This window comes from Glutamicibacter nicotianae, from assembly GCF_002797775.1.
Classification (GTDB): Bacteria; Actinomycetota; Actinomycetes; order Actinomycetales; family Micrococcaceae; genus Glutamicibacter; species Glutamicibacter nicotianae.
Genome location: NZ_PGEY01000001.1, coordinates 3230164 through 3241614, shown reverse-complemented (window position 1 = coordinate 3241614; position 11451 = coordinate 3230164). Strand labels below are relative to the sequence as shown.

Genomic DNA, 11451 nt, shown 5'->3' with positions numbered 1-11451 from the left:
GGGAAGCTGTCTTCAGCCGCTAATCCCCGTACCAGGCGGGCAGATAATCCCACGGAGCATCTTCGCCCACTCGCCCGTCAACTGCTTCCCGCAGGAGATCTGCATGCCCTGCATGCCGGCCGTACTCTTCGATCAGATCGCAGATGATTCTGCGTATCGACGCATGCTTGCCTTCGAATTCCAATCCCGAGTCCGCATCCAGCGTCCCTTCCTCGATGATCGACTGCTGGATTTTCCGGCTCTTGGCCACCGCATGGTCGTAGCGTTGGTAAAGGACCTCCGGGTCGTCGTCCAGATCCACAACGAACTGCTCACGCCCGTCGGCTGTGGGCTCAAGGAGCACCTCGGGCCGTTGCCCGGCGATGAAGTAGGTGAATTTCTCATCCTCGACCAAAGCAAGGTGCTGCAGCAATCCGCCCAGGCTCAGCTGGCTACTGGGCAGCCTCGTGGCCAGCTGGCGGATGTCCAGCCCGTCGGCCTTGTACCGGAAAGTGGTGCGCAGCCTGTCGAGCATCCCGAACAGATGCTGCTGCTCGGTACCGCCCATGGGCGGTTCCCAGACAGGAAAGTCTTGCATCGCGTCCCCCTTTTCCAGGAAGTGTGAGTTGGCGTACCAAACTGGTTTCATCGGCCCATGAATTGAATAATTAGAAGTATGCCTCTGACCGCCACCATTTTGGAACCTTCGCAGTGGATGCCTGATGCCGCCGAGCATGAAGCACGGGCGCGGGCCTTTGGCGAACCTTTCGTGGATCGGCGCATGAAAGGCAAGAAGCACCCTATCGAGGATTTCCTGTTCACCTACTACACGCAAAAGCCTGGCCAGCTCTACCGGTGGCATCCCGGAATGGACGTGGTTCTCACCGGAGAGGCCGCCCAAGAACGCCGCGACTGGAAGTTCTACCGCGTTGTCCAGGGCAGCCACGGCCCGGGCTACCAATTTGATGCGCCGGCGTTCGGCAAGGCGCGCGCACGCGCCATCGAGTTCGCCCGAATCATCCTGGCCGGCACCTCTCAGCGTCCAGGCAATTTCTCCTGCTTCGGCCTCCACGAGTGGGCGATGGCCTACAAGTCGGAGGAAAACGGCATCCGCCATGAGTACCTTCCGCTGCGCCTGGGCGCGCAGGGAACCGATGAAGTGGTGGAAACCCACAAGATCCGTTGCACCCACTTCGATGCCTTCCGCTTCTACGCACCCCAGGCCATCGAACTCAACGAGCTGCAGCCAACCAGGGAAACCCAGCGCGATCTGGAACAGCCCGGTTGCTTGCACGCCAACATGGACCTGTACAAATGGGCCTACAAGCTCTCCCCGGCGGTACCCAGCGAACTGGTCATGGATTGCTTCGAGCTCGCTTGGGACATCCGCACCATGGACATGCAGGCCTCCCCTTATGATTTGGGCGATTGGGGCCACGAACCCATCCGGATTGAAACTCCCGAGGGCAAGGCCGAGTATGTGCGGTTGCAAAAGGAATTTGCGCAGCGCGCCGATGCGCTGCGCAAGCAATTGCTGGACGTCGCCAACAAACTGCCAATCTCCCCGGAAGACTAGAACTCTGGTTAGGGCCGGGGCATCATGGATGCATGGGCGCAGCACGCGGAAACCACCTGCTGCTGGCCGGCATCGCGGCCAGCGCCGTGGGCCTCTTGCTGGCTTCTTGCGCCGCCGGCAGCGGCCATGAAACTCGCACCCGACTGGAAATCACCATCCGCGATGACGGCACCGAAATCTCGCAGCAGTACACCTTGGAATGCTCTGGCGAGCAAGCCGCTGATTCCAGCACCCTTCCCGACGCGTCCAAGGCCTGCTTGCAGCTCGAGCTTGAACCCGGCGTCATCACCGGAAAGCCCGGTCCGGACGAGATCTGCACCGAAATTTATGGCGGGCCGCAGCGGGCCGAAGTCAGTGGAACGCTGCGAGGCGATCCGGTCGATGCGAGTTTCTCTCGGCATAACGGCTGCGCTATCGAGCGCTGGGACACCGCGGCATTTCTCCTCGGTCCAGTGAAACGATAAGTCAATAATCCCGATTAGGGACGTGGAGAAACTAGAATAGTTAGACTATGGAGTTTTTCCTGCTGATCATCGCACTGCTATTCGCCACGATTCTGATTGTCGGCGTCGGGGAACGCATTAAATTGCCCTACCCGATCTTGATGCTGATTTTCGCGACGTTGGCGGGCTTCTTGCCGTTCATGCCCGAAATGCACATCGAGCCAGAACTGATCCTTCCGATCTTCTTGCCCCCTTTGCTTTTCGCTACGGCCCAGCGCAGCAGCTGGTCAGTATTCCGCTTCCGATGGAGGGCCTTGATCAGGCTAGCCGTGGTGCTGATCGTAGTGACAGCAGGCACAGTGGCCGCCACCGCGTTGGCGTTCTCCCCGATCGTTTCCATTCCGCTGGCCCTGGCGCTGGGAGCCGTTGTCGCCCCGCCCGACCCGGTGGCCGTGGATGCCATTGCCACCAAGGTGAAGATGCCGCGGCGCCTGACCTCCCTGCTGGAAACCGAGGGCCTGTTCAACGACGCCATGGCCATCGTGATCTTCCAGCTGGCAGTGCAGGCAACCCTGAATGGCTCGGAGGTCGGGCTCGAGATCATTCCGCAATTCCTGCTTGGCGCCGCAGGCGCCGTAGTCCTGGGCCTGGCCATGGGCTGGGCCATCGGCGCACTGAACCGCTTCGTTCCCAACCTGGCGGCACGTTGCGCAGCCACCCTGGTGGCACCCTATGCAGTCTATATGATTGCCGAGGAACTGCATATTTCCGGCGTCATCGCGGTCGTGGTCACGGCCCTTGAAATGGTGCGCCGCGACCGTCCCCAGGACTCCGCCGAACGCCTGACCCGGCAGTCCTTCTGGGAAGTGCTCGAGCTGCTGGCCACCGGCTTGGCCTTCGGCTTGATGGGCATCGAGATGAACCAGGTGATCCAGGAGGAAGGCAGCAATCTGATTGGCTTCATCCCGGGCATTGCCGCGATCTGCTTCGTGGTCATCGCCGTGCGTGCGCTGTGGATGCTGGGGACCTACTACCTGCCCAACCGCGCCAAGCCCGCGATTCCTGCACGCAAGGACGCGCTGGTGCTCACCTGGTGCGGCATGCGCGGCCTGGCGACACTGGCCCTGGCGCTGGCGCTGCCAAAGGTCACGGCCGATGGAACTGCCATCGAGGGCCGCAATTTCGTGGTGGTGGCCGCCTGCTCGGTCTTGCTGTGCACCCTGGTGCTGCCGGGCCTGACCCTGCCGGCGCTGATGCGCGTGCTGAAGCTGCGCAACAACGAACAGGACACCAAGCGCGCCCGCCGCGCCCTGGCCCGCCGTGCCGAAGCCGTCGCCTTGTCGGCGCTGCGCAAGAACGTCGAGCTGGAAGAGCTGCCGGAGAACTACCAGCAGGCGGTGCGTCGGCGCATGAACTCGCTGCACACCATCCTGGCCAAGGACCCGGATCCGCATGATGCGATCTCGGACGAGAAGTACACGCAGATCCGTGCGGTTATCGCCAAGGCGGATTCGATCCAGGCCATCGCGCTGGAAGCCGCCCGCGACGAGCTGCTCAAGGCCCGCCGCGAACCGAATATCGACCCGCACCTTGTTGATGAGATTGTCGGGCGCCTCGACCGGCGCACCGCAACCCTGGATCGCTAGGCGGCCTTGCGTTCCAGCTTCACGATGACCTCGTAGTGGCTGGTCTGCGGGAACATGTCCATCACGCGGGCCAGCTGCGGGGTGTAGTTATCCAGCCACTCCAGGTCCCTGGCCAGCGACTTCGCATTGCAGCTGGAGTAGATGACGTGCTGGACATCCGACTCGTTCAGCCACGCCGCCAGCTGCGCGGAAATGCCGCGGCGCGGCGGATTCACGATCACCGCGTCCGGTGCCCAGCCGGCATTCAGCGCGAATTCGGTAGCGTCCTGGGCTTTGAAGTGGACGTCTTCCAATTCCATGGCTTTCGCGCTGGTCTTGGCCGCTTCGACAGCGTCCGCGCTGGTCTCGATACCGTACACGGTGCGGTCCTCCGCAGCGCAGTGCAGCGCAAAACCGCCCACCCCGCTGTACAAATCCCATACGCTTTCCGGGTTGGCATCGTTAATCCATTGGCGGGCCTGGCGGTACAACGCGGCGGCGATCTCGCTATTGGTCTGGAAGAAACCCTGGGGACGCAGGTGCATCGGGACACCATTCAACCCGAATTCCAAGGTGCTGCGGCGGGTCAGGATGATTTCCTCTTCGCCTTCCAGCACCGCCTTGTGCTCGGGCAGGAAGTTCACCGACACCACGCTGTGGCGCGGAAGCTGCTCGAGGAACTGCGGCAGCGAATCTCTCAGCGCGACAAAATGCTTCTTGGTGCGCAGCACCCAGCGGACCATCACCGCCCCGGTATCCGACAGGGTGAGAATCACATGCTTCAGTTCGCCCTTGCGCTTGGGAACATCGTAGGGAATGAGCTTCAGATCATGGATGAACTGCTCGATGACCGGGAACACCGCACGCAACGGCGCGGCGATGACACCGCAGTTGCGCAGATCGACGCCGTGGCCGTCGGCATCCAGGATGCCGATGGTCGGCTGCTCGGTGGTCCCGGAAATGACCATCTTGGCCTTGTTGCGGAAGCCCTGCTCGTTGCTGGCTTGGGGCGGAAGGAATTCCAGGGACTGGAAGCCGGAGAGCAGCTGCTGGCAATCCTCGACTTTTGATTGCAGTTGCCGGGCGTAGGGCACCGTCATCAAGGTGCACGAGCGGCAACGTGAGGCAGAAAAGTAAAGGCATTCCATGGTGCTAATGATTTTAGCGAAGATCGGCAGGGGCCGGGCACAGAGCAATCTCGGCGCCGATTGACCGCAAATTTTCAGCTTTGGCCGCTAAGCTCGCAAGTGATCAAAAGTTACTGAGCAGAGTCCCTGGATGGTGCGAAAACCATTTCGGGATGGGTTGTTGAACCGCGAAAGGACAGATGGCACTTCATACCGGTCCCACCACGAACCGCCGTGGATTGGCATTGCTGGCGCTACCGCTGGCCGCGATCATGGGCGCATGCTCCAGCTGTTCCGCTTCCTCGCCCCAGGCCCAAGAAGTTGCTTCCAACCCGGCTCCCGCCCCTGCCTCCACCGCTTCAGCCCAGGCATCCATGCCTACCCCGGGCAGGGCCGCATCTGGCTCCAGCCTCCCGGCTCCGGCTTCCCCCCAAAGCGGCACCACCGCACCGGCCACGACGCCGGACAATACGGCCCAGCAGACCAGCAGCCCTGCCGCCCCGGAAAGCTCCGAGACAACTCTCTCGCCACTGGCTTCGGGCGCCAACACCGGCGCTTCCATCAAGGCCCTTCCCAGCGCATCGGCTGGCATGCCCAAGTCCACTACCCAGCTCTTCGCTGCGGTGAACGAGGGCAAGCTGAAGGACGTCAAGGCGGCATTGAAGAAGGGCGCCGACGTTGATGCGCAAGACCAGTCCGGCCGCACCGCGTTGATGCGTGCTGTCATCAACAAGAACCATGCCATTGCCAAGGAACTGTTCAAGGCCGGTTCGGATCCCAATAAGAAGGACGACTTCTACGAGACCCCGTTCCTGCGTGCCAGCGCCAACGGCCAAGTTGAAACGCTCAAGATGCTCATTGACGGCGGAGCGGACCTCGCCTCGGTCAATCGCATGGGCGGCACCGCGCTGGCAGTCGCAAGCGAGAATGGCCAGGTCCAGGCCGTACGCCACCTGCTGCGCACCGGCATCCCTGTCGACCAGGTCAATGACCTGGGCTGGACTGCCCTGCACGAAACCATTGTCCTGGGCCAAGGCACCAGCAACGCCATCACCATTGCGCGCTTGCTGATTACCCACGGGGCCAACCCGCACCTGGAGGACCATTCCGGTTCCGATGCGTTCAAGCTGGCCCGTGAACGCCAGCAGACCCAGATGCTGACCATGCTGCAGGCCGCGGCCAGGCGCTGAGCGGCTGAACCCCCAGCCCTAGAGCGCGTCGAGGTAGTACCAGGCGCCCTCCTGCTTCACGAAGGTGCTCACCTCATGCTGCTGCGCCTCATGCCGTCCATCGCGGTAGTGCGCGGCGAACTCCACCACCCCGCGGGAGGCTGTTGCACCGCCGGCGCGGGTTGAAATGATCTCCAAACCCCTCCAGCGCAGCTGCGCATCCAATCCCAGCTCCTTGGGCCTGGTGCTCTCATGCCAGGTCGCCAGCAAATACCGTTCCAAGCCGAGCACGAAGGCGCTGTAGCGCGAGCGCATCAGCTGCTCTGCGGTCTCAGGCAGCACCGAACCATCTTCCCTTCCGTCGTGCAACGGTTTGCAGCAGTTTTCGTAGGACAGTTTCGCGGCGTCCAGAACACGGCAGGCGCAGACGGTTTGACTAGCATTTTTCACAGTTTCAGCATACGCGCCAAGCGCTGCCCGGAATCCCGTGAGCCAAAGATCACATGACTTAAACCGCGAGATATCGGTGCTATCGCACACAGGCACGTTTTCCCTATCACATTCACGGGTAGACTATGAGGGCAAGCTCGCGGAGCGCCAAATCCCCCTGGTGTGAGACGGCATCTCCGTGTGGCATTTAACTTAACCTCGCCAACAGGAGATATGCCGGATGCCCCGCATCGTTGTAGATGTCATGCTCAAGCCAGAAATCCTTGACCCACAGGGCAAGGCCATTGCGGGAGCGCTTCCCCGCCTAGGCTTCACCTCCTTCGAAGCTGTCCGCCAGGGCAAGCGCTTTGAACTGTCAGTGGACGGCGAGGTGACCGAAGAAATCCTCGCACAGGCTCGCGAGGCAGCAGAAACCCTGCTGTCCAACCCGGTGATCGAAGATGTCGTCAACGTCGAGGTAGTCGAAGACTAATGAGCGCCGAACTCCCCCTGATTGGCGACTATTCAACGCCAAGCACCGAAATTTCCGGAGCGCGCATCGGCGTGGTGACCTTCCCGGGCACCCTCGATGACCGCGACGCCGCGCGTGCAGTGCGCGCCGCCGGTGCCGAAGCCGTGTCCCTGTGGCACGCCGACACCGACCTGCAGGACGTCGACGCCGTGGTGATCCCCGGCGGCTTCTCCTACGGCGACTACCTGCGTGCCGGCGCGATCTCCCGCTTCGCACCGATGATGGCGAAGATCGCCGATGCCGCGAACTCCGATGCCAAGCTGCCCGTGCTGGGCATCTGCAACGGTTTCCAGATCCTCACCGAGTCGCACCTGCTGCCCGGTTCGATGATCAAGAACGATCACCTGAAGTTCATCTGCCGCGACCAGCTGCTGCGCGTGGAGAACAACCAGACCGCGTGGACCAACGGGTTCGAAGCCGGCCAGGAGATCACCATCGTGCTGAAGAACCAGGACGGCCAGTACGTCGCTGACGAGAAGGTGCTGGACGAGCTCGAAGCCGAGAACCGCATCGCGTTTTCCTACGTGGGCTGGAACCCGAACGGCTCTCGCCGCTCGATCGCCGGCGTGAGCAACAAGGCGGGCAACGTTGTCGGCCTGATGCCGCACCCGGAGCATGCCATCGAAGCCGGCTTCGGCCCCGATCACCGCGGCACCGACGGCCTGGCATTCTTCACCAGTGTTCTGACCCACCTTGTTGGAGGCAAAAAGTGAGCCAGGAAGCCACTAAGGAATTCAATATCGACACCGTCGATAACGCAGCGGGCACCCCGGACGTGGAACTGCCCTGGGCAGAGCTGGGCCTGAAGGACAACGAGTTCGCCGAGATCGTCAAGATCCTCGGCCGCCGTCCGACCGCCGCTGAATTGGCCATGTACTCGGTCATGTGGTCCGAGCACTGCTCCTACAAGTCCACCAAGAACCACCTGCGCCAGTTCGGGCAGAAGGTCACCGAGGAGATGAAGAAGGACCTGATGGTCGGCATGGGCGAAAACGCCGGTGTCACCGACCTGGGCGACGGCTGGGCCGTGACCTTCAAGATCGAGTCCCACAACTCCCCGTCCTACGTGGAGCCCTACCAGGGGGCTGCCACCGGCATCGGCGGCATCGTGCGCGACATCATCTCCATGGGCGCCCGCCCGATCGCCGTGATGGATCCGTTGCGCTTCGGCGCGATCGACCACGAGGATTCGCAGCGCGTGGTGCACGGCGTGGTCTCCGGCATCGGAGGCTACGGCAACTCGCTGGGCCTGCCGAACATCGGCGGCGAAACCGTATTCGACCCGATCTACCAGGGCAACCCGCTGGTCAACGCGCTGGCTGTCGGCGCGCTGCGCCACGAGGACCTGCGCCTGGCCAACGCCTCGGGCGTGGGCAACAAGGTCGTGCTCTTCGGTGCGCGCACCGGCGGCGACGGCATCGGCGGCGCCTCCGTGCTGGCCTCCGAGTCCTTCGACGACACCAAGCCATCCAAGCGGCCGGCCGTGCAGGTCGGCGACCCGTTCGCCGAGAAGGTGCTCATTGAGTGCTGCCTGGAGCTGTTCAAGGCCTCGCTGGTCGAGGGCATCCAGGACCTGGGCGCCGCGGGCATCTCCTGCGCCACTTCCGAACTGGCCTCCAACGGCGAAGGCGGCATGCAGGTCGAGCTGACCAACGTGCTGCTGCGCGACTCCACCCTGACCCCGGGCGAAATCCTGATGTCGGAGTCCCAGGAACGCATGATGGCCGTGGTGACCCCAGAGAACGTCGAGGCGTTCGAGGCAGTCATGGCCAAGTGGAACGTGGAGTACTCCTGGCTGGGCGAGGTCACCGACACCGACCGGCTGATCATCACCTGGGACGGCGAAGTCATCGTCGACGTGGACCCGAAGACCGTCGCCCACGACGGACCGGTCTACGACCGCCCGTACGCCCGCCCCCAGTGGCAGGACGCGTTGCAGGCCGACACCTTCAAGTCCTCGGCAGCGGGCGCCAACCTGCCAGCCACCGGCGAGGAGCTGAAGGCCGCCACCCTGGAGCTGATCGCCAGCCCGAACCTGTGCGACAAGTCCTGGATCACCAGCCAGTACGACCGCTACGTCGGCGGCAACACCGCGCTGGCCGCCCCGGATGATGCCGGAGTGGTCCGCATCGACGAGTCCACCGGACTCGGCGTGGCCATCGCCACCGATGCCAACGGCCGCTACACCTACCTGGATCCGTACGCCGGCGCGCAGCTGGCTCTGGCCGAGTCCTACCGCAACGTCGCCACTTCCGGCGCCGTTCCTGCTGCCGTCTCCGACTGCCTGAACTACGGCTCCCCCGAGGACCCGGATGTCATGTGGCAGCTGGCCGAGGGCATCCGCGGCCTGTCGGACGCCTGCATGGAACTGGGCGTCCCGGTCACCGGCGGCAACGTCTCGCTGTACAACCAGACCGGCGACAAGGCCATCCACCCGACCCCGGTAGTTGCGACCCTGGGCAAGCTGGATGACGTCGCCCGCCGCACCCCGTCGGGCTGGCGCGAAGAGGCCGACGGCCAGGCCATCTACCTGATCGGCACCACCGCCGATGAGCTGGACGGCTCGGAGTACGCGAACCTGCGCGGCCACCTCGGCGGCCTGCCGCCGAAGGTCGATCTGGCAGCCGAGAAGGAACTAGGCGAGATCCTGATCAACGCCAGCCGCGACGGCATGATCGACGCGGCGCACGACCTGTCCGAGGGCGGCCTGGTTGCCGCGCTGTCCGAGATGGTCCTGCGCTACGGCGTCGGCGCCCGCGTGGCCCTGGACGAGATCAAGCAGCGTGACGGACTTGATTCCTTCACCGCCCTGTTCTCCGAGTCCCAGGCCCGCGCCCTGGTTGCGGTTCCACGCAGCGAAGAGGTCCGCTTCAACGACATGACCAGCGCCCGCGGCGTCACCGTGGCCCGCCTGGGCATTGTCGATGCGCAGTCCGGCGCCCTGGAAATCCAGGGAGAGTTCACCGTATCGGTGGACGAGCTGCGCGAAGCATCCGAAGGCACCATGAAGAAGTACTTCGGCTAGGCTCCAGCCAACCTGTCAACGGCGGCTCTCCTCATCGAGGAGGGCCGCCGTTGTCCATCTGCACCCAGGCTGTCCCCGCGCGCCGCACCTCGGAAACGATAATCTGGGAACACCACAGTTCCCGTTCCCGGCTTCCAAAGGATCTGACCATGACTGAACCCGACGGGCTGCCCGCCGCGGCCCTGCAGCCAGTGGTGGTGAACTGGAAATGCAATCTGACGTACAGCATCGTGGTCTGGGTCAGCAACGGGACGGCGCGCGTGCATTTCGAGGAAACGGTGCAGCTGCTGCAGGCCGGCCAAGCGCTGTGGATCCCGCGGTTCATTGCGCACAAGGTGGAGCATGATGCCCACTCCCTGGCCTTGTCGATCATGGTCAGGACAACGTCCAACCACAGGCTGGGCGACGGGTGGCGGCTGATCAACGTGCCGCCGGCCCAATCGCAGTGGATGTTCCATCTGATGCTGCTGACCCTCTCGCCCGTGCACCAGGGCCAGGCCAGTGCGCAGCGGGTGCTCGATACGCTGGCGCATTTCGCCGTCGCCTCCCCCTCCTCCACCCGGCCCGTTCCGCTGGCCATGCCACGGCACAGCGCAGCCCGGAAGGTAGTCGCCCACCTGCTGGCCCATCCGCACGGCACGCTGCACTTGGCCGATTATGCGCGGAAGTTCGCCGTGTCCGAACGGACCTTGCGCCGCGCATTCCTCGCCGAAACCGGACTGAATTTCCGGCAATGGCGCCAGCAGGCACGGCTCGGCGCGTTGGACCGCGTGCTTCCGCACAGCGCCAGCCAGCCTCCGGCCTTGACCACCCGCTGGATGAACCTCGCCAACCAGGATCTGGTGCTCTGGGCGGTGCGCGGAAGAGCCAGCATTTGCCAGCTGGCCCATGGGGAAGGCACCGGACGCGAACGCACCCAGCAGCTGCAGGGCGGGCAATTCATGCTGGTCTCCGCCGGGCAGTCCCTGCGCCTGCAGATCGAGCAGGGCTCGCTGCTGATCCCGCTGTCCCTGCCAGCCGGTTCGCTGCCGTCCGGGCAGCAGCACCGGATGCCCTGCCAGCTGCCGGTCGAGTTCTTCCAGGCCATGCTGCACCGCGCGGTTTCGCACATCACGCTGCTGCGTCCGGTCCACTTCGACCCGCTCGACACCGTGAAGCTGCTGCAGCTGGTGCCGAATTATCCCGGATTGCCCTGGCCGAACTCTGCCGAAATGCGTTCGCTGGCCGGCACCCTGGCCGCCGATACCCGGGGCAAGCTGCCGGCGTCCGCTGCCGCCGCGCAGCATGGCCTGAGCCTGCGCCAGCTGCAGCGGCGCTGGAGCGCCGAGACCGGCATGAGCCTGCGCGCCTGGCGCCAGGCCTCCCGCTTCCAGCATGCCGAAGCCTTGCTGAATGCAGGATTCCCGGTGCCGATGGTCGCCCTCCAGCTCGGATTCAGCGACGCCGGGAACTTCTCCCGCGCCTACGCTAAGACCCGCGGACGCCGTCCCAAGCCGGCAGACTACACCCTCCCAACGGACATTTTTTGATCACTTAACGACATCTT

At 63.8% G+C, this 11451-nt stretch carries 11 protein-coding genes; 8 read left to right on the top strand and 3 right to left on the bottom strand.

From position 1 onward, the window contains the following. Positions 1–19: 19 nt before the first annotated feature. Entirely contained in the window at positions 20–577 is a 558-nt protein-coding gene (locus ATK23_RS15095) for a DinB family protein (protein ID WP_066144136.1), read from the bottom strand. A 78-nt stretch (positions 578–655) separates the two neighbouring features. Between ATK23_RS15095 and ATK23_RS15090 the strand changes: the two genes are divergently transcribed. Genes ATK23_RS15090 through ATK23_RS15080 form a run of 3 tightly spaced genes read left to right on the top strand, consistent with a single transcriptional unit; the run spans position 656 to position 3644 of the window. Then, positions 656–1555, top strand: a complete 900-nt coding sequence (locus ATK23_RS15090) for a 3-methyladenine DNA glycosylase (protein ID WP_066143722.1) — start codon at positions 656–658, stop codon at positions 1553–1555. Positions 1556–1587: 32 nt separating this feature from the next. Further along, on the top strand, positions 1588–2019 hold the full coding sequence (locus ATK23_RS15085) for a hypothetical protein (RefSeq protein WP_052253837.1): 432 nt from the start codon (positions 1588–1590) through the stop codon (positions 2017–2019). Positions 2020–2066: 47 nt separating this feature from the next. Beyond that, positions 2067–3644, top strand: coding sequence for a cation:proton antiporter (locus ATK23_RS15080; RefSeq protein ID WP_066143719.1), 1578 nt, complete (start codon positions 2067–2069; stop codon positions 3642–3644). Here the strand turns inward: ATK23_RS15080 and rlmC are convergent. Next, complete coding sequence (gene rlmC / locus ATK23_RS15075; protein ID WP_066143717.1) at positions 3641–4771, bottom strand: 23S rRNA (uracil(747)-C(5))-methyltransferase RlmC; 1131 nt, start codon at positions 4769–4771, stop codon at positions 3641–3643. The two genes, ATK23_RS15080 and rlmC, sit on opposite strands and share 4 nt — an antisense overlap. A 179-nt stretch (positions 4772–4950) precedes the next feature. On the opposite strand from rlmC, the gene ATK23_RS15070 reads away from it, so the two are divergent. Then, positions 4951–5940 carry an ankyrin repeat domain-containing protein gene (locus ATK23_RS15070; protein WP_083515677.1) on the top strand — a complete coding sequence of 330 codons (990 nt, stop codon included), beginning with the start codon at positions 4951–4953 and terminating at the stop codon, positions 5938–5940. Between the two features lie 18 nt (positions 5941–5958). Here ATK23_RS15070 and ATK23_RS15065 read toward each other — a convergent pair whose 3' ends face one another. After that, a complete protein-coding gene (locus ATK23_RS15065; protein WP_066143708.1) occupies positions 5959–6369 on the bottom strand; it encodes a YchJ family protein in 411 nt (136 codons plus the stop codon). A gap of 220 nt (positions 6370–6589) precedes the next feature. Here ATK23_RS15065 and purS point away from each other — a divergent pair, with 220 nt between their 5' ends. From purS to ATK23_RS15045, 4 genes are all read left to right on the top strand, one after another. Further along, a complete protein-coding gene (gene purS / locus ATK23_RS15060; RefSeq protein WP_038991933.1) occupies positions 6590–6841 on the top strand; it encodes a phosphoribosylformylglycinamidine synthase subunit PurS in 252 nt (83 codons plus the stop codon). Then, entirely contained in the window at positions 6841–7593 is a 753-nt protein-coding gene (gene purQ, locus ATK23_RS15055; protein ID WP_038991934.1) for a phosphoribosylformylglycinamidine synthase subunit PurQ, read from the top strand. Before purS ends, purQ begins: the two co-directional genes overlap by 1 nt. Continuing rightward, positions 7590–9905: a phosphoribosylformylglycinamidine synthase subunit PurL gene (gene purL / locus ATK23_RS15050; protein ID WP_066143705.1), complete on the top strand. Its 2316-nt coding sequence runs from the start codon at positions 7590–7592 to the stop codon at positions 9903–9905. Before purQ ends, purL begins: the two co-directional genes overlap by 4 nt. 149 nt (positions 9906–10054) lie before the next feature. Continuing rightward, on the top strand, positions 10055–11434 hold the full coding sequence (locus ATK23_RS15045; RefSeq protein WP_066143703.1) for an AraC family transcriptional regulator: 1380 nt from the start codon (positions 10055–10057) through the stop codon (positions 11432–11434). The last annotated feature ends 17 nt before the right edge of the window (positions 11435–11451 follow it).

Excerpts from the sequence above, each read along its gene's own strand:
- ATK23_RS15095 (WP_066144136.1), bottom strand. The coding sequence starts at position 577 with ATGCAAGACTTTCCTGTCTGGGAACCGCCCATGGGCGGTACCGAGCAG.
- ATK23_RS15090 (WP_066143722.1), top strand. The coding sequence starts at position 656 with ATGCCTCTGACCGCCACCATTTTGGAACCTTCGCAGTGGATGCCTGAT.
- ATK23_RS15085 (WP_052253837.1), top strand. The coding sequence starts at position 1,588 with ATGGGCGCAGCACGCGGAAACCACCTGCTGCTGGCCGGCATCGCGGCC.
- ATK23_RS15080 (WP_066143719.1), top strand. The coding sequence starts at position 2,067 with ATGGAGTTTTTCCTGCTGATCATCGCACTGCTATTCGCCACGATTCTG.
- rlmC (WP_066143717.1), bottom strand. The coding sequence starts at position 4,771 with ATGGAATGCCTTTACTTTTCTGCCTCACGTTGCCGCTCGTGCACCTTG.
- ATK23_RS15070 (WP_083515677.1), top strand. The coding sequence starts at position 4,951 with ATGGCACTTCATACCGGTCCCACCACGAACCGCCGTGGATTGGCATTG.
- purS (WP_038991933.1), top strand. The coding sequence starts at position 6,590 with ATGCCCCGCATCGTTGTAGATGTCATGCTCAAGCCAGAAATCCTTGAC.
- purQ (WP_038991934.1), top strand. The coding sequence starts at position 6,841 with ATGAGCGCCGAACTCCCCCTGATTGGCGACTATTCAACGCCAAGCACC.
- ATK23_RS15045 (WP_066143703.1), top strand. The coding sequence starts at position 10,055 with ATGACTGAACCCGACGGGCTGCCCGCCGCGGCCCTGCAGCCAGTGGTG.